The sequence below is a fragment of the Marinobacter zhanjiangensis genome, assembly GCF_014651935.1.
Taxonomy (GTDB): domain Bacteria; phylum Pseudomonadota; class Gammaproteobacteria; order Pseudomonadales; family Oleiphilaceae; genus Marinobacter; species Marinobacter zhanjiangensis.
In genome coordinates this window covers 1-17,708 of record NZ_BMXV01000004.1, presented here as the reverse complement: position 1 = coordinate 17,708, position 17,708 = coordinate 1, and the positions used below count along the sequence as shown (strand labels likewise).

Here is a 17,708-nt window from a genome sequence, read left to right as displayed (position 1 = left end):
GAGACAAACAATAGTCGCCGTCAAAAAGCTATTTTAACGCCAGCGTAAAACGTTCGTCCGGGCGCTGGTTCATAGTAACGACTGCGACTGGCATTGATTCGTACGTTCTCATAGTAGTCTTCGTCGAACAGGTTGCGGATACCACCATAGATATCCACCGTGGTGTCACTTCCCACACGCCAGCTTTCGCCGCCTTTCAGATCAAACCGCCAGTGGCTGTCCACCTCTTCGGTATTGGCATCGTCGGCATAGAAATCGCCGACATAGTGAACACCCACTTCCGCAAAACGACCGCCAAGACCCTGCCAGGCGACGGCCCCGTTCCACAGGGTTTGCGGCAGGCCGGGCAGGTCGTTGCCGGCATAATCATCGCCGCCGTCGGTGGTGTAGCGATCAAACCGGTAGCGGGCCAGGGTCAGGCTGCTGCGGGCTTCCCAGGCTTGCAGAAACGGGTAGCTGATGGCCGCTTCGAGTCCGTCACGGGAGGTACGGCCGGCATTGCGATAGAAAGTGCGGCCGCTGCCGGAGATTTCAAAGGGAATCAGCTCGTCGTCGACATTGATGGAGAACAGCGCCAGGTCATATTCGAGGCCCGTGTCAAACAGCCCCCGGGCGCCCACTTCGTAATTCCGGGCCTGCTGGGGTTCGATCTCCGGGTTGAAACCGCCCCGTCCATCAGGACGCGCAAACTCGGCGAAGGTGGGTGTTTCAAAGGCGTTGCCAACGGTGGCATACCACTGGTGAGCAGGCCGGTACTGGTAGCTCAGACCGAGACTGCCGGACCATTCCCGGAAGGTGCGGTCACCGCTGTCGTCAAAGCCATCAGCCAGGTAGTCATCGTCAATTTCCATGGCTACGCGATCATGACGGACCCCGGCACTTAACCCGAGCTTGTCTGTCAGTAACCACTCACCCTGGGCGAAGACACCGGTGCTCTGAGCCTGCTGAAACTCATCCCCCGTCGTGCCGGTAACCTCGCCGGAGGGATTGACGGAATTGCGTCCGCGGTCGTCTTCCTGCCAGCCCAGGTCCATGCCAATAACCCAGTTGAACGGACGCTCCACCAGCTTGGTGGAGCGTCCGTACTCCAGGCTGCCGCCATAGTAATCCCGCTGGTAGTTGATCAGGCTGGAACCGGGAAACGGCAGTTGTTGCTCGAAGTCACGCCAGCTGTAGAAAACGCGGGCATCCAGGGTGCCGCCGCCAAAGTCCTGGTCACTGTAGTGAGTGCCCACTAACTGCTGATCCACGGTTTGGCCCGAATCCAGTCTTTTGGCGATCTCCCGCGCCTGCCGGGGATCTTCCTCGGCGGCTTCCCGGGTCAGGCCGCTGGGATCCTGCGCTTTCGGGGTGTCCAGCAGGTTGAGCAAGACGATCAGGGAACGGTCATCGTCCAGTTGGTGGCCCAGCTTGCCGTTGAACAGGTACTTTTCCACTTCGCTCTGTTCCCGGTAGCCGTCAGATGTCAGAGCCGAAGCACTGGCGGCATAGAACCAGTCGCCCTGCTCTCCGCCGGCGCGGACGCCCGCCTGCATCAGGCCGTGACTGCCGCCCTGCAGGTCGATCACCGGAGACTGGCGCATGCGGCGGCCATCGGCAGTGGTGATATCGATCACCCCGCCGGCAGCGTTACCGTAGAGTACCGACGACGGGCCCCGGATCACCTGGATCTGCTCGGCACTGGCCAGGTCCACGGCGTCAATCTGGGCCTGCCCGTCCGGCAGTGTATAGGGAATGCCATCCACGCGGATGTGGAGGCCGCGAATACCGAACGGTGCCCGTGCCCCAAAACCGCGGCTGGAGATGCGCTGTCCCTGGGCATAGTTTTCCCGGTTCTGCAGGTAGATACCGGGCACAAATTCCAGGGATTCGTCCAGGTGGATGCGCTGCTCCCCCTGTCGGATCTCCCGTTGATTCACCACCGATACCGCCGCCGGCGTGTCATAGATATCCCGGGTCAACCGGGGAGCGGTGACGGTGATATCCGGCCCGGCTTCCGCCGAGGTCGAGGCATCCTCCTGCCCGATTGCGCCGCCACTCCATACCAGTGCCACTGCCATCAACGGAACTGCTCCACTCGCTTTGCAGGCCTTCATGCCTTCTCCCCGCCTGATTGTTGTTATGGTTTTTGCTGACGCCGTTTGTGCTCCGCCCCATCATTCTGTCGGAGGCAAACCCGTCAAAAGTTTTAAGGATAGCAGCTGAAATGTAACCGCTCCACGAGCGACACCAGAATGATTTTGCCCCGGTTACAGGACAGCAGATGGGCGGTTGACGGTGGCAGCAACCTGGCGAGCACTGGTGGAGCCGGCTCGGGTCTGCCTGAACTGATTTGACGCTCTAACAAATAGTTCTACAATATTGAAGGCATGCTCAAAAACAAGACACATAAACGAGAAACAACAACGGGAAACAACAACGAGAGGATCTGACAATGCCTTACAAATCCCCCCTGCGGTCGATCGGAGCAATCGCCGCATCAGCCCTGATTGTCGGCTTACCTGCTGTCGCAAGTGCCGACACCCCCGATCTTGAACAGAATACCGTGTTATCCGGTCTGGATAATCCGTGGGATATGGCGTTCCTGCCTGATGGAGCCATGCTTTTCACTGAAAAGTGCAAAGGCCTGTCGGTGCGACTCCCCAATGGAGACGTCAATAACCTGCTGGGCATGGCTGACACCGACGGCTACGCCAGTACCGCGGACGACCTGTTCTGTCAGGGTCAGGCCGGGATGAACGGTGTCACGGTTGATCCCGACTTCGAGGACAACCGGACCATCTATGTCTATTCGGCATCCAATATCAACAGCCCGCCCACCAACCGGGTGGTGAGACTGACGGTAAACGAGGATCTGGATGGCGTCGGGAACCGCACCGATATTGTGAAAAACATCCCCTACAAGGAAGCGCCCAGCGACCATCCGTTTGGTGATGCCGGCGCCCACAACGGCGGCCGCATCCGGTTCGGCCCGGACGGGCACCTGTTTGTACCCACCGGCGACAACCACAACAGCGCATTGCCGCAATCCGGTAACAAGCTTGGCGGCAAGGTGCTTCGCATCGACAGAAATGGCGAAGCGATACCCGGCAACGCTGAAGCGACGCCCGATGGTTTCGATCCGCGAATCTTTACCTATGGACACCGTAATGTTCAGGGCATCGCCTTCCACCCGGAGACCGGTCAGCCGATCATAACCGAGCATGGCCCCTGGCATTCCGATGAGGTCAATGCGTTGGTCGCTGGCGCCAACAGTGGCTGGGATCCACGCCCGAACATGGCCGGCCGCGGCGATTGCCCCGACGACTACTGCGGTTACCAGCCTAACCAGAATGAAGGCATGGACCCCGATAAACGGTCGCAGTACATGCCAATGACCGATCTGGAAACCTATCCCGACGCCATGGAAGCCATCTGGGGCAACAATGGCCTTTCCCAGGGCATCAGCAGTGATGCGTTCCTGAAAGGCGAGAAATGGGGTGACTGGAACGGTGACCTGGTGGTCAGTTTCCTCGGCATCGGTTTCGGGGAAACACCTGTCGGTCAGCGCATCAACGTACTTGATCTTGAAAAAGACGGCGACACCGTCAAAGTGGCAGATGTTGCCGAGATGTCATTGCCCGAGGGCCCTGCCCGCTACCGTTCACTGGTTGTAGGACCGGAAGGCGATCTGTTTGTCGCGGTGGATGAAGGCAATATCTACCGTGTCAGTCCTCAATAAGTCCGTCTGAGCCGCACTGCCTCCGGGTGGTGCGGTCTCAGCCGCATACCAGGGAAACACCATGAGAAAAACAGTGCTTTGTGCTGTCGCTGCGATCCTGACAATCGGTACTGCCCACGCCCAGGCAGCGGATGCTTCCGCGGGCAAAGCCATGTTCGAGAATAGCTGTGCGCAATGCCATGGCAAACAGGGGCAAGGAATGGCGAGCTTTCCATCCCTTAAGGGCAATGAGGCTGAATACATCGAATCACGACTTGAAACCTATCGTGCCGGTGAAAAAGTCGGCGCAAATTCCGGTCTGATGATCCCTAACGCCAAAGATCTGTCCGATGATGACATCGCCAATCTTGCCGCCTATATCTCCAGCAGTTTCAAGTGATCCAACAGGATTACCTTACGACGACCCGCTCTGACCAACCCCCTCCTGTGAGCCTTGTTGTTTCCGGAATACTGTTTTCAGGCCTTACCCGGTATCTCCGCAACGGCGGGCTGACGGTCTACGAGATTGCAAGTGGCCGGCTATGGCCGCAACCTGTCGGCAGGCGTTATACTTGCCTTGGACTGTCCGCCAGATGCTCCTGAAGGACCTCAACGCAACAGATCAGGGAAACCGCCATGAGCGATCTCGAAACCCGTTTCAACGAAGCCGTCGATTTCATCCAGAAAGGTCAGGGTGACGCCAACCCGTCCAATGACCAGAAACTGGAGTTTTACGCCCTGTACAAGCAGGCCACGGAAGGGGATGTCAGTGGCAAGCGCCCCGGCATGATGGATTTCGTGGGACGCGCCAAATTCGACGCCTGGGAGAAGGTCAAGGGCCTGTCACGGGAAGAAGCCATGGAGCGTTACATCGAAAGGCTGGAAGCACTTCGCGGCTGACAGTTTTTCGCTGCCACTTGAGATAACTCAAGTAACCATGAAAAAGCCTGAAGGGTTTTTGCGGTATTAAAAAGTTTGTCATAGGATGCCGCTACTATAATTAAAAAGGGGCCCTGAACACGCTGTAGAGCCCGCAAATACACCTTCAGGGAAAACGCCCATGTATCTGACTGAAGCGCTTGAGCAGAGCGAACCCGGTCTGTTCAAACGAGTACGCAACGCTATCCACACGCAGCGATTGAACCAGCGAACCGAACAGACCTATCTGCACTGGATATCCCGGTTCGTGCTGTTCCATCAACCCAGGACACCGGAGACACTGGAAAGTGCTGATCAACAACTGTTCCTACTGCATCTCCAGGACCGCATCCAGTTGTCCCGCGCACGTTTCAACCAGGCGCAACAGGCACTTACGTTCTTCTATGAGGACGTCCTCCACAAGCATGTCCCGGTGGCCAGATCTGCGTGAGCGCCCATGCGCGCAAAACTGATTACCCGCGCCGGTTTCGAGGCGCTCAAGGCCGAGATGGACCAGCTGTGGCGGTTTGAACGCCCCGAAGTGACCCGCAAGGTCACCTGGGCGGCCAGCCTGGGAGACCGCTCCGAGAATGCCGACTACCAGTACAACAAGAAGCGGCTGCGGGAAATCGACCGCCGCTTCCGTTACCTTGAGCGTCGCTCACGGGAGTTGCAGGTGGTGGATTACGCCCCCGAACAGGAAGGGCGGGTGTTCTTCGGCGCCTGGGTGGAAGTGGAAAACGAGGAAGGCCAGACCCGCCATTTCCGTATAGTGGGATTTGATGAGCTTGACCTCGATCGGCGCTATATCTCCATCGACTCCCCCATGGCCCGCGCCCTGCTGAAAAAAAAGCTGGACGACGAAGCCGTGGTGATAACCCCGGAAGGCCCCGTTAACTGGGTTGTCACCGATATCCGCTACGAGAAACCTGCCGACGAGTAACGAGCCTTAAAGGAAAAAAACCCCGCCGAACTGGCGGGGTCAAGGCTAGCGCTGTGCTGGAGGGAGAAGCAGACGGAAACTGTGTCTGCTTCACTACTGCACCAGCCATTATGCATAAAGGCTGTTAACCCGAAGTGGCCGTGCAATGACATTTTTTTCAGGCCACTGGCCACTGTTTTGCAGCCACTGCCATTGCCGCAGCCAGGCGTGCTGCTCCCTGTTTAGGTTGTATACTCTAGGCAATATCCCCATGCTATCCGGATACAGTCGGACAACTTTGACTCACGTTGGGAACACACTCTATGAACAAAGATAACCTGACCCAGGCCGCGCTCAAGGGTGTCGACAGTCTGGGCTATCAGCTGGACAAGCTGGGCATTACCGACAAGGTGAACCGCCACAATATCGCGGCCTTGATGATGGCCGAGCAACATCATCTTGAAGGCGAGTGGGACAGCCTGCAGACCCGGCTGGACCGTTATCGTGGACAGGCGGAAGACCTGCTGGAAAGCCTGGAGAAAAGCGGTTACCCGATCCTGCAACCGGTCGCCGAGCGCATCAATCGCTTCCGTCGTAAAGACAATCGTCAGGCCGACTGATCTTCCTGATCACTGGTAAGCCGGTTGGCGGGCACTGAACGGACCCGCCGTTTCTGCGGGTTATAGCGGGGCAGAGTTACCCGCACCCGCAACCCCGGGTAGTCTGCCCCAGGGTGGTGGTCGAACAGGCCAATCGAGCCCTTATGGATTTCCACTACCGCGCTGACCAGGCTCAGGCCAAGCCCGCTTCCGGGCAGGGAGCGGCTCTTGCCAACCCGGTAGAAACGCTGGAAGATCTGCCCTTTTTCGTCATCCGGCACACCGACACCGCTGTCACCTACCTCGAACACCGCCGAGCCGTCGTCCAGGGTAACCCGGATCACGATTCCCCCCTCTTCCGGCGTGTATTTGATGGCGTTGTCGATCAGGTTGCTGACCATCTGGAACAGAAGGTCACGGTCACCCTCAACCATCACCTCCTCGTCGATCTCCTGCACGAATGACTGGTGCTTGTCCTCCGCCAGGGCTTCGTAAAGCTCACAGGCGTCGCTAACCAGCATTCCCAGGGACACGGGGCGCAAATCCGCGGTGGTATTGCCCCGGGTTTCCAGCCGTGCGATCCGCAGCAGCGCATTGAAGGTGGCCAGCAGCTGGTCCGCCTCCGCCACCGCTTTCGCGGCCTGGTCACGGGCCTCGTCGTTGTCCACCAGCATAAGCGTGGTTTCCAGCTGGTTGCGAAGCCGGGTCAGCGGTGTGCGCAGGTCATGGGCGATGCTGTCGGAGACATGGCGAATGCCCTCCATCAGGTAAACGATCCGGTCCAGCATCTGATTGAGGTTTTCCGCCAGCTGGTCGAAATCGTCGTGGGTGCCACGGGTGGGTATACGTTGTGACAGGTGCCCGTTCATGATTTTGCGGGAGGTGTTGTTGATCACCTCGATGCGCCGTGTGGTACTTCGGCTCATCATGAAGCCGCCGAGCAACGCCAGCGCAAGGGTGATACCCATACCCCAGTTGATGGCGGTTTCGATCAGTGACTTGAGGGTATTGAGGTCATCCACATCACGACCCACCAGCAGGCGCAAACCACCCTGCACCTCGAAGATACGGGCGCGGGCCATGCGCGGCGGGCCGGTCCAGCCAAGATCCTCGTCCAGCGTAAAGTTGATCCAGCCACCCTCAGCGTCGGCCTCCTCCGGCCAGGCGTCAAGATTGCCTGCCAGCTTCAGCTCCTCGTCGGTGGACAGCAGATAGAGGGATTTGGCATTGGGGTCGCGGGCCACCCGCTCACGGATGACCGTGATCAGGCCATTGACGCCCCGACCCCGGTATTGCTCCGCCAGCCCTGCGATTTCCGCCTCGATGGTTTCATCGGTCTGCGCAGTCATGAAACCGGCGGTACGCCAGTAGATGAACGCCAGCAACAGGAAAACCGAAGTGGCAAAGACCACCATGTACAGCAGGGCCAGCTGGAAGGTGGAGGTTCTTAGCTGGCTAAGCAGTCTCACGCAACATGTATCCCGCACCCCGGACTGTCTGCAGCAACGGGGTGTCGAACTCCTTGTCGATCTTGGCCCTGAGGCGGCTGATATGTACATCGATGACGTTGGTCTGGGGATCGAAGTGATAGTCCCAGACCTTCTCCAGCAGCATGGTCCGGGTGACCACCTGGCCGGCATTGCGCATCAGATATTCCAGCAAGCGGAACTCCCGAGGCTGCACGTCGATGTTCTGCCCGGCACGCTTGACGGTACGGGCGAGCAGGTCCATTTCCAGATCGGCGACCTTGAGTACCGTTTCCGTTTCCGCCGACTGACGATTGCGGCGTACCAGCGATTCGATACGGGCCAGCAATTCGGTAAAGGAAAAAGGCTTGGTCAGGTAGTCATCGCCACCACCCCGGAGGCCTTCCACCCGGTCGTCCACATCGCCCAGGGCGCTCAGAATCAATACCGGAACCTGATTGCCCGTGGCCCGGACCGTCTTGATGATGGACAAACCATCCATGCCCGGCAACATTCTGTCCACAATCATGATGTCGTAATCTTCGCTGGCGGCCATCATCATGCCTTCCTTGCCGTCAGCGGCGTGGTCCACCACGAAATCGGACTCCTTGAGACCCTTTACCAGGTAGCTTGCCACGTCCTGATCATCTTCGATTACCAGTGCTTTCACCGGTCTTCCTCCCGCCTGCCTGTCTACTCGCGATTGCAGCGTTCAGACCCCGGATAACAGGGCTCCACCACTGTCCAGGTGCCTGTGAAAAGACGCTCGGTCCTGACCACAGGCTCTGTAATGTTTGCCCAGAGTAAGGGCTGACCCGGTTAGCTGCCAGTTACGATCCTGTAAGAGGGTGTCGTCATCGACGACGGTCACATTGTGACCATTCGTTACGCCGACATCCACTCCAGACCCTCGCCGGTACTGGCTTTCGGGTGATACTCGGCGCTTACCCAGCCATTGTAGCCGGCCTCATCCAGTGCCTGAAAGATGGACCGGAAGTTAATCTCGCCGGTACCAGGCTCGTGCCGCCCGGGATTGTCGGCAAACTGGATGTGGCCAATACGTGGCATCAGCTGGCGCAGTGTTCGGATCAGGTCGCCTTCCATGATCTGCATATGATACAGATCATACTGCAGGCGCAGGTTGTCGGCGCCCACCTCGTCCATGAGCCTGACGACCCTGGCGGAGGTATCCAGCAGGAAACCGGGCATATCAACCCGGGAATTGATCGCCTCCAGGCACAGGGTAATGCCCTCATCCTGCAGGCGTCTGGCGGCGTAGGCCACATTGTCCCTAAGGGTAGCCCAGAGCTGGCTCTCATCCGCCTGGGCCGGCCGCAGCCCGGCCAGACAGTTCAGCCTTTTGCAGCCAAGAGCCCTGGCATAGCGAATGGCTTCATCAACCCCCGCCCGGAACTCGTCCTCATGCCCTGGCAGGCAGGCGATACCGCGCTCGCCCGCGTTCCAGTTACCGGGCGGCAGGTTGAACAGCACCTGGGTCAGGCCATTCTCCTGCAGGCGCTCGGCCAGCATGGCCTCCGGCCAGGCATAGGGAAACAGGTACTCGACGCCCCGGAAACCGGCCTGGCGGGCAGCCGCAAACCGTTCTTCAAAGGGAAGCTCATTGAACAGCAGGGTCAGGTTGGCAGCGAAACGAGGCATGGAATCAGGTCTTTTTCCCGGGCTTCGGGCCGCCACCGAGGCGGGCGCCATTGACGTGCTCAAGTTCCAGCAGCAGCCCGCTGTGGTCCACGTCGGCATGGCCATTGGCAACCAGCGACTGGTAGCTGTTATGAGACTGCTGGGCCAGGGGCAGGGTCAGCCCCTCCGCCCGTGCCTCATCCAGGATCATACGCAGGTCCTTGAGCTGAATGCGCGCCGGTGCCCCAGGGGCAAAATCCCGTTCGATCATGCGCTGGCCGTGTTGTTCCAGGATCTTGCTGCCCGCGAACCCGCCCAACAGCGCTTCGCGCACCGCCGCCGGATCCGCACCCCCCTGGGCCGCCAGCAGCAGCGCCTCGGAAACCGCTCCGATGGTGACGCCGACAATGGCCTGGTTGGCCAGCTTGGCCAGCTGACCGGCACCCACCGGGCCAATGTGCGTGGCCTTACCCAGGGCGGCGAATACCGGCTTCACCGTGTCCAGGTCAGCCGCTTCGCCGCCAGCCATGATGCTCAGGGCGCCGGCTTCGGCGCCCCGGGTGCCGCCGGAGACCGGAGCATCAAGGTAGCCCGCACCCTTTTCAGTGGCCATCGCGGCATGTCGACGAGCCAGCGAGGGCTGCACCGAACTCATGTCCACCACTACGGCACCTGTCTGGAGCGTGTCCATCACACCCTGGCGAACCAGCACATCCTCTACCACGTCACCATTTTCCAGCATGGTAATAACGATATCCGCCGCGGCAACGGCGTCAGCCGGGTTATCCGCCACCGAGGCCCGGTCACGGAACGGATCACACTTGCTGCGGGTGCGATTCCACAGTGTCATCGGGAACCCGGCATCCAGCAGGTTGCGGGTCATGGGAGCCCCCATCAGGCCGATGCCCAGGAAGGCAATATGGGGATTTGCCATTTAGCGTTCCTTACCGGAAGTTTCCACGTGCAAACAAAAACGCCACCAGTGGTTAGCCGGTGGCGTCGTGCTCAGGTTGCTGAAAGGGGCGGCGCTCAGGCCGCCTCGCCCAGCTGTGCCCTGATTTTCTTCATGGCGTTCTTTTCCAGCTGACGGATACGCTCGGCGGAAATACCATACTTGTCCGCCAGCTCGTGCAGTGTGGACTTGCTTTCCGTCAGCCAGCGTTCCCGCAGGATATCCTGACTACGCTCATCCAGGCCTTCCAGGGCCTGCATCAGACGCCCATTGGAATCCTCGGTCCAGTCAGACTGTTCCAGCATGGTGGCCGGATCACCACGACGATCTTCCAGATAATAGGCCGGTGCCTGGTAGGCCTTGTCGTCATCGTCATCCTGGGGACCGTCAAACGCTGTGTCCTGGGACGCCAGGCGCCCTTCCATCTCACGGACCACGCGGGGCTCTACCCCGAGGTCGCTGGCGACAGCGTTCAGTTCATCATGGTTCAGCCAGGCAAGACGCTTTTTCTGGCTGCGCAGGTTGAAAAACAGCTTACGCTGGGCCTTGGTGGTAGCCACTTTCACGATGCGCCAGTTGCGCAGGATGAACTCGTGAATTTCAGCCTTGATCCAGTGCACCGCAAAGGACACCAGACGAACCCCGTACTCGGGGTTATAGCGTTTGACGGCCTTCATCAGGCCAACGTTACCTTCCTGGATCAGGTCTGACTGGTTCAGACCGTAGCCGGAATAACTGCGCGCGATATGAATCACAAACCGCAGGTGCGAGAGCACCAGCGTACGCGCTGCATCCACATCGTCCTCATAATAGAGACGCTCGCCAAGTTCACGCTCTTCATCGACGGACAACACCGGGATGCGGCTCGCTGCCTGAATGTAGGCTTCCAGGTTGGCACCCGGAACAAGGCGATCAGCCAACTGTAGACTTGTACCCATTCGTATCCTCCGTACCTGGCAATCAGATCAATATATCAATTAAACCTATGACAGCCAAGTTTCTGATTAGTTCCCCAATCCGGCCTTATCTTCAACAAATTCAGTAATCTGAGGCCAGATTGCGATAAAATATATGTGAGCACGTTTACTGTTACTGGCAGCCGACACAACCTGCTGCGTCCCGCCCCGGTATCCGGCGGGGATGTATAACGTTACTGTCAGTAACATAGAGCGGGGCCGCCGCTCCCAGCCATACGGTGTTTCCCCTACAGCGGTTTATAATCGCTAACCAAGCCACCACATGAAGTCGTCAAGCGTAGCACAATCAACCGTGCAACGAATTAACATGGCTTAAAGAATGTACACAGGTCCTTAGTGTCCCGTCGGCAAACTAGCAGCCTGTCGGACTTAAGCGATCGTCACGAGCAAGGTGGGAAAGTGAGCGCAAATTTTTCGGATTTTGAGGCGCATAGTGGTTCTATGTAACGAAAAATCCGGGGAATTTGAGCCGCTTTCCCATCGGCGCAGTAGATCAGCCTTAAGTTCGACAGGCTGCTAGGGGCCGGCAATTTCGCCGGGCTCAATGGCATCAAGGTGTCGGCGCACGGCCAGCCACGCCCCCAGCCAGCCCAACACCACCGCCACCAGCAGTAGCCCCACGGCGCCATCCAGCGGCAGTCCACCAAGGGCAAAATCGCTGTTGTAGAGCACCGCCAGCTCCCTCACCGGGCCATTCAGCCACCAGATGGACAGCTGCAGTATGATCAGCGCCACCAGACCTCCGCCCAGGCCATACCAGGCACCGGTATAAAGGAAGGGACGACGGACAAATGCATCGGTACCGCCCACCAGTTTGGCCACCAGAATCTCGTCACGGCGGTTCTCGATGGCTAGCCTGATGGTGTTGCCAATCACCAGAATCACCGCTGCCGCCAGCAACAGGGTCAGCACCCAGACCGCCCGTGCGATCAGGTCGGTCATGGCCGCCAGCCGCTGTAGCCAGCCCAGGTCCACCTGAACCCGTGCCACCCGGGGTTCGGCCTCCAGCCCACCCGCCAGAGCATCGACACCTGCCGCTGTACGGGCATCGTCCACCGGCGTCACCAGCAGTGTATGGGGCAAGGGGTTCTCATCCAGGTAGTCCAGGGCATCAGCCAGACCGGACTCGGCGCGAAACTCCGCCAGCGCCTCGTCCCGGTGGATCATCACCACCCCGGCGACGTCATCCCGGCCTGCTATCCGGCTCTGCAGTGCCTGCGCGTCGGCACCGGAAACTTCATCGGCAAGGTACACCGTGACCCGCGCTGCGCTTTCCCAACCGGCACTGACCCCCTGCAGGCTGGCCAGCAACAGCAACAGCCCCACCGGAAGCGCCAGGGCAATGCCCATCACCGCCCAGGTCATGGCACTGGCCACCGGCGCCTGCCAAAGCCGGTGGGCGCTGTCTTTTGCCACCTTGAGATGGTGGGAGCGGTAGGCCGCCAGCACGGATCTGGCGGACGAGTGAGAGCGGCCGGCCCCGCGGGCACGGCGATCCGCCGGCTGGCGCCCGGGGCGACTCATGCCGGGCTCCCGGCCATGGTGGCCCCGGCGGACAACAGTTCACCCTGAGTCAGTGTCAGCCGCCGCCGGTTCATGGATTCGATCAGGGCAATATCGTGGGAGGCGATCAGTACCGTTACCCCCACCTGACTGAACTGCTCGAACAGGTGCATGATGTCTGCTGACAACTCCGGATCCAGGTTACCGGTAGGCTCATCCGCCAGCAGCACCGGCGGCTTGTTGACCACCGCCCGGGCGATACCCACCCGCTGTTGCTCGCCACCGGAAAGCTGGACCGGATTCATCTTTTCCTTGCTCAGTAACCCCACCTTGTCCAGCGCCGCCCGAACCCGGCGCCCTATATCCTGGTGCGACACGCCCATCACTTCCAGCGGCATGGCGACGTTGTCGAATACCGTGCGGTCAAACAGCAGCTGGTGATTCTGGAACACGGCCCCGATGTGGCGGCGAACGTAGGGGATCTGCCGGCGCGGCATGGTATTGAGCAACTGGCCACCCACCACCACCTTGCCGGCGGTGGGGCGCTCCATCAGCAGTATCAGCTTGAGCAGGGTACTCTTGCCGGCCCCGGAATGGCCGGTCAGGAAAGCCAGCTCACCTCGCCCCAGCTCAAAGGAGACCTGCCGCAAGGCGGTGTGGTCGCTGTCGTAACGCTTGCTGACCTGACGAAACTCAATCATTGCGGCCTGTTTCCATTATTTGCACGCCGGAACCACTACGGAACACGCTTCAATCGTCAAACAGGGCGTCCACAAAGGCTTCCGGTTCGAATGGCCGCAGGTCTTCCACCTGCTCCCCCACACCAATGTAACGGATAGGCAGGCCCAACTGGCGGGCAATGGCAAAGACGATACCGCCCTTGGCAGTGCCATCCAGCTTGGTCAGGGCGATACCCGTGACACCCACCGCCTGCTGGAAGACCTGGGCCTGGCTCAGGGCGTTCTGACCGGTGCCGGCGTCCAGCACCAGCATGACCTCGTGGGGCGCCGACTCGTCCAGCTTCTTCACAACCCGAACCACCTTTTCCAACTCGGCCATCAGATTGTCCTTGTTCTGCAAACGCCCTGCTGTGTCGGCAATCACGACATCTGTACCCCGGGCCTGGGCCGACTGCACCGCGTCGTAGATCACCGAAGCGCTGTCAGCGCCGGTGTGCTGGGCAATCACGGGCACCTGATTGCGGTCACCCCAGACCTGAAGCTGCTCCACGGCAGCGGCCCGGAAGGTGTCTCCGGCGGCCAGCATGACGCTGCGGCCCTCGTTCTGGAACTGATGGGCCAGCTTGCCGATGGTGGTGGTCTTGCCAACGCCGTTCACGCCAACCATCAGCATGACCCAGGGCTTTTTGTCGGTGTCGATGACCAGCGGTTCACGGCTGCCGGCCAGCAGGGTGCGGAGCTCGTCCTTCAGCGCCTCCTTGAGAGCGGCACCATCCTTGAGCTGTTTGCGATTGAGTTTCTCGGTCAACGAATCAATGATTTCCGTGGTGGCGGTCACGCCCACGTCGGCCATCAGCAGGGTGGTTTCGATCTCTTCCAGCAGATCCTCGTCCACCTTGCTGCCAACGGAAAACAGGCCGGAAAGCCCCGAACCGAAACTCTCCCGGGTCTTGCCAAGCCCGACCTTGATGCGCTGGAAAACACTGACTTTCTTTTCTGGCTCTGGCTCTGGCTCTGGCTCTGGCTCTGGCTCTGGCTCTGGCTCTGGCTCTGGCTCTGGCTCTGGCTCTGGCTCTGGCTCTTTGACAGGCTGCGGTTCCTCGGCCGGGCTGACCACCTCCTGTTCGGATACCGGCACCTCGCGTTCCCCGGCGGGCGCCTCTTTCTGCGACAGGGACTCACGATTCAGGGGTTTGGGTGCCGGCCCTGGGAGGGCTTCGGGTTTACGCTGGGGAACGGGTTTGGGCCGGGGAGCCGATGCCCGCCGGCCAGCCACGTCTACCACGAAGGCCAGTACCAGCAGCACCAGCAGGCCGATCAGAATCCACTCTGCCATCATTTGTCTTACCATGTTTGCTGGAGGGGTCAGCGGCCCATTAGGCGGGCGCTGCTCAGGAAAGCGCCCATTCTAGCGGCAGGGGCGTTCCGGGTCCAAACCTGCTTACGGAGGCGTGCCAATTGGGCTACCATCATTAGCCCGTTCACTGGCAACTACCGGATTTTTCATGCCCCGCAAAGCCCCCAGAACCAGACCCGCCAGGGCCCCTCGCGCAGGGGGACAGGGCGAGGTGCGAATCATCGGCGGCGACTGGCGCAGCCGGGTACTGCGGTTTCCGGACGAAGGGGGCGTGCGCCCCACCCCGGCCCGCACCCGCGAGACCCTGTTCAACTGGCTCCAGTTTCATCTGCCCGGCAGCCGTTGCCTGGATTTGTTCAGTGGCAGCGGCATACTGGGGCTCGAAGCCCTCTCCCGTGGCGCTGACCGGGTGACCTTCGTGGATCACACCCCGGCCCTGGCGCGGACCCTGCGAGATAACCTGAGGTTGCTGAAAACCGACCGCGGGGAAGTGGTTTGCGAGGATGTAGCGGCTTTCCTGCAGCGACCTGCCAACACGCCCGCCGACATCCTGTTCATGGATGCGCCGTTCCGGCAGGGCTGGCTGGAAAGCCTGTTACCGCTGATCGCAGATAATGGCTGGGTGACCACGGGCAGCCGGATCTACCTGGAGTACGAGAGTGACCGGCCAGCGCCGGCAGTGCCAGGGAACTGGCACCTGCACCGCAACAAGAGCGCGGGGCAGGTTACCTATGCGTTGTATCAGGTATTGGCTGCGGGGCGCAGCGAATAGGCCCGCAGATGAGCGGCGAAGTCTTCCAGGTAGCGGATACGGCTGGCTTCCGCCTCCCGACACCAGGCCATCAGGGCCTGCAGCTTCTCCTGGGGCTTCACACCCCGGCGACGCCACAGCGCCTGCAACTGCTGGTTCATGTCGTAGATCTGTCGCAGGGTCGGATGGGTTTCCAGCACCGATTCCAGTTGCGCCTGTTCCTGGGGCGGAATCAGTGAGCGATCCCGGGACAACAGCTTTTTCACCCGCCGATAGCGGGGGCGAATACCTTCATCCATCAGTGACTTCTGCTGACGCAGCACCGGCTCCATCACCCGTTTACGATACTGGCGCATGATATCAAAGCGGTCGTTGGTAATCGCCTGCACGGTTTCCACGTCAACTTCCTGCTTGCCCGGCACCCAGTGCACCACCGGCCGGTAACCCTTGGGCTTTGCCAGCCCGAACAGCTGGAACAGGCGGATATAGCCCCAGCCGAGGTCGATCTCATACCAGCGCCGTGACATCTTGGCGGAGTTGGGGTAGGTGTGATGGTTGTTGTGCAACTCCTCGCCGCCAATGACAATGCCCAGCGGCGAGATATTGCGGGCGTTGTCCCGGCACTCAAAGTTGCGATAACCGACATAATGCCCCAGACCATTGATCACACCAGCGGCCCAGACCGGTATCCACATCATCTGCAGCGCCCAGATCCAGATACCATTGACGCCGAACAGCGACAGGTTGAGCACGAACATCAGGGCGATACCCAGGTTGCGGTGACGGGTATAGACGTTGCGCTCCATCCAGTCATCCGGTGTATTCTTGCCGAACCGCTCCAGGGTTTCCGGTGTGGTCGCCTCCGCGTAAAGCTCGGCACCCTCAAACAGCACCTTGCGGATACCCTTGACCACCGGGCTGTGGGGGTCATTTTCGGTCTCACAGGTGGCATGGTGCTTGCGATGGATCGCCGTCCACTCCCGGGTGTTGATGCTGGTGGTCAGCCACAGCCAGAACCGGAAAAAGTGTTTGAGCACGGGGTGCAGGTCCAGCGAATTATGGGCAGAGTGCCTGTGCAGGTATAGCGTCACGCTGACAATGGTGACATGTGTCATCGCGAGGGTGACCAGCACCAGTTGCATCCAGGACAGGTCCAGGAGACCGTTGTACCACATAGTGAGTTCCTCAACTGACGGAAATACTGACAGATTTTTGCTGTCAGAAGTGCTTTTCGGGGTCCTGAAAAGCAGGTCTCACTTTAGCGTACACTTGTGCGCCGAAACAACGGCAATTGCACGGCAATTCATTACCGTTTCATTAGGAGCAAGCCTTGCCCGAACTACCTGAAGTCGAAACCACCCGCCGCGGGATAGCGCCCTTCAGCGAAGGCAAGCAGGTAGCGCAACTGGTCATTCGCGACCCGCGTCTGCGCTGGCCGGTGCCTGATGATCTGCCGCAACGGCTGGCCGGCCAGACACTCAGGGAGGCGGACCGGAGAGCCAAGTACCTGCTGCTGAGGTTTGACCACGGCACCGTCATCGTCCATCTGGGCATGTCCGGCAGCCTGCGGGTCATCACTGACAACAGCGAGCCCCACAAGCACGACCATATCGACCTGTTATTCACCGACGGTAATCGGCTGCGGTTCAACGACCCACGTCGCTTTGGCTGCTGGCTATGGGATGAACAACCGCAGGATCACCCCCTGCTGGCCAGCCTGGGCCCTGAGCCCCTGAGGGAGGGCTTCAGCGGTCCTTACCTGTTCCGCAAGTCCCGGGGCCGCAAGACCCCGATAAAGAGCTTCCTGATGGACAACCGGATCGTGGTGGGCGTTGGCAACATCTACGCCAATGAAGCCCTGTTCAAAACCGGCATACACCCGAACCGGCCTGCGGGGCGGATCGGCGCCGCCCGTTACCAGCGATTGCGCGATGCCATCCGCGAGACTCTCAGCGCCGCCATCCTGATGGGCGGCACCACGTTGCGGGATTTCATCAACAGTGACGGCAAACCGGGTTATTTTGCCCAGTCACTGCTGGTCTACGGTCGTGCCGGCCTGCCCTGCGTAGAGTGCCAGCGCCCGCTGCGGGAGACCCGCATGAACCAGCGCAGCACGGTCTACTGCACCCGCTGTCAGCACTAGTGTGCCGTGCGGTTAATTCGCTGATCTACTGAGCCCCTGAGGGCCTTGAGAGCAAGGCGCGGTGGCGAAGGTTTGGTGGTTCCAAATCGAGGCAGCGCAACG

At 60.1% G+C, this 17,708-nt stretch carries 18 protein-coding genes; 8 read left to right on the top strand and 10 right to left on the bottom strand.

What is annotated here, in order from left to right; all coding sequences use genetic code 11:
* Positions 1-20: 20 nt before the first annotated feature.
* On the bottom strand, positions 21-2,060 hold the full coding sequence (locus tag IE079_RS09220) for a TonB-dependent receptor family protein (RefSeq protein WP_189575691.1): 2,040 nt from the start codon (positions 2,058-2,060) through the stop codon (positions 21-23).
* Between the two features lie 374 nt (positions 2,061-2,434).
* Here IE079_RS09220 and IE079_RS09215 point away from each other — a divergent pair, with 374 nt between their 5' ends.
* From IE079_RS09215 to IE079_RS09190, 6 genes are all read left to right on the top strand, one after another.
* On the top strand, positions 2,435-3,721 hold the full coding sequence (locus tag IE079_RS09215; RefSeq protein WP_189575690.1) for a PQQ-dependent sugar dehydrogenase: 1,287 nt from the start codon (positions 2,435-2,437) through the stop codon (positions 3,719-3,721).
* Between the two features lie 61 nt (positions 3,722-3,782).
* The gene (locus IE079_RS09210) at positions 3,783-4,100 is read left to right on the top strand and encodes a c-type cytochrome (protein WP_189575688.1); all 318 of its coding nucleotides are present in this window, start codon (positions 3,783-3,785) and stop codon (positions 4,098-4,100) included.
* A gap of 236 nt (positions 4,101-4,336) precedes the next feature.
* The gene (locus IE079_RS09205; protein WP_189575686.1) at positions 4,337-4,600 is read left to right on the top strand and encodes an acyl-CoA-binding protein; all 264 of its coding nucleotides are present in this window, start codon (positions 4,337-4,339) and stop codon (positions 4,598-4,600) included.
* Between the two features lie 160 nt (positions 4,601-4,760).
* The gene (locus IE079_RS09200; RefSeq protein WP_189575684.1) at positions 4,761-5,069 is read left to right on the top strand and encodes a site-specific integrase; all 309 of its coding nucleotides are present in this window, start codon (positions 4,761-4,763) and stop codon (positions 5,067-5,069) included.
* Positions 5,070-5,075: 6 nt separating this feature from the next.
* Positions 5,076-5,561, top strand: coding sequence for a transcription elongation factor GreB (gene greB / locus IE079_RS09195; protein WP_189575682.1), 486 nt, complete (start codon positions 5,076-5,078; stop codon positions 5,559-5,561).
* Positions 5,562-5,863: 302 nt separating this feature from the next.
* Positions 5,864-6,160 carry a hypothetical protein gene (locus IE079_RS09190; protein ID WP_189575680.1) on the top strand — a complete coding sequence of 99 codons (297 nt, stop codon included), beginning with the start codon at positions 5,864-5,866 and terminating at the stop codon, positions 6,158-6,160.
* Here IE079_RS09190 and IE079_RS09185 read toward each other — a convergent pair.
* The 8 genes from IE079_RS09185 to ftsY form a co-directional block, all read right to left on the bottom strand.
* A complete protein-coding gene (locus tag IE079_RS09185; protein ID WP_189575678.1) occupies positions 6,148-7,608 on the bottom strand; it encodes a HAMP domain-containing sensor histidine kinase in 1,461 nt (486 codons plus the stop codon). The genes IE079_RS09190 and IE079_RS09185 overlap by 13 nt on opposite strands.
* The gene (locus IE079_RS09180; RefSeq protein ID WP_091851950.1) at positions 7,595-8,275 is read right to left on the bottom strand and encodes a winged helix-turn-helix domain-containing protein; all 681 of its coding nucleotides are present in this window, start codon (positions 8,273-8,275) and stop codon (positions 7,595-7,597) included. Before IE079_RS09180 ends, IE079_RS09185 begins: the two co-directional genes overlap by 14 nt.
* Positions 8,276-8,490: 215 nt before the next feature.
* Positions 8,491-9,264 carry a hydroxypyruvate isomerase gene (hyi, locus tag IE079_RS09175; protein ID WP_189575676.1) on the bottom strand — a complete coding sequence of 258 codons (774 nt, stop codon included), beginning with the start codon at positions 9,262-9,264 and terminating at the stop codon, positions 8,491-8,493.
* A 4-nt stretch (positions 9,265-9,268) separates the two neighbouring features.
* Positions 9,269-10,177, bottom strand: coding sequence for an NAD(P)-dependent oxidoreductase (locus IE079_RS09170; protein WP_189575674.1), 909 nt, complete (start codon positions 10,175-10,177; stop codon positions 9,269-9,271).
* A 95-nt stretch (positions 10,178-10,272) separates the two neighbouring features.
* Positions 10,273-11,133, bottom strand: coding sequence for an RNA polymerase sigma factor RpoH (gene rpoH / locus IE079_RS09165; protein WP_189575672.1), 861 nt, complete (start codon positions 11,131-11,133; stop codon positions 10,273-10,275).
* A gap of 555 nt (positions 11,134-11,688) precedes the next feature.
* A complete protein-coding gene (ftsX, locus tag IE079_RS09160; RefSeq protein ID WP_189575670.1) occupies positions 11,689-12,696 on the bottom strand; it encodes a permease-like cell division protein FtsX in 1,008 nt (335 codons plus the stop codon).
* Positions 12,693-13,376, bottom strand: a complete 684-nt coding sequence (gene ftsE, locus IE079_RS09155) for a cell division ATP-binding protein FtsE (RefSeq protein WP_189575668.1) — start codon at positions 13,374-13,376, stop codon at positions 12,693-12,695. Before ftsE ends, ftsX begins: the two co-directional genes overlap by 4 nt.
* A gap of 49 nt (positions 13,377-13,425) precedes the next feature.
* Complete coding sequence (gene ftsY, locus IE079_RS09150) at positions 13,426-14,694, bottom strand: signal recognition particle-docking protein FtsY (protein WP_189575666.1); 1,269 nt, start codon at positions 14,692-14,694, stop codon at positions 13,426-13,428.
* A gap of 166 nt (positions 14,695-14,860) precedes the next feature.
* On the opposite strand from ftsY, the gene rsmD reads away from it, so the two are divergent.
* Positions 14,861-15,484, top strand: a complete 624-nt coding sequence (gene rsmD / locus IE079_RS09145) for a 16S rRNA (guanine(966)-N(2))-methyltransferase RsmD (protein WP_189575664.1) — start codon at positions 14,861-14,863, stop codon at positions 15,482-15,484.
* Here rsmD and IE079_RS09140 read toward each other — a convergent pair.
* The gene (locus tag IE079_RS09140) at positions 15,454-16,638 is read right to left on the bottom strand and encodes a DesA family fatty acid desaturase (protein WP_189575662.1); all 1,185 of its coding nucleotides are present in this window, start codon (positions 16,636-16,638) and stop codon (positions 15,454-15,456) included. The two genes, rsmD and IE079_RS09140, sit on opposite strands and share 31 nt — an antisense overlap.
* A 155-nt stretch (positions 16,639-16,793) precedes the next feature.
* Between IE079_RS09140 and mutM the strand changes: the two genes are divergently transcribed.
* The gene (gene mutM / locus IE079_RS09135) at positions 16,794-17,606 is read left to right on the top strand and encodes a bifunctional DNA-formamidopyrimidine glycosylase/DNA-(apurinic or apyrimidinic site) lyase (RefSeq protein ID WP_189575660.1); all 813 of its coding nucleotides are present in this window, start codon (positions 16,794-16,796) and stop codon (positions 17,604-17,606) included.
* Positions 17,607-17,708 lie beyond the last annotated feature (102 nt).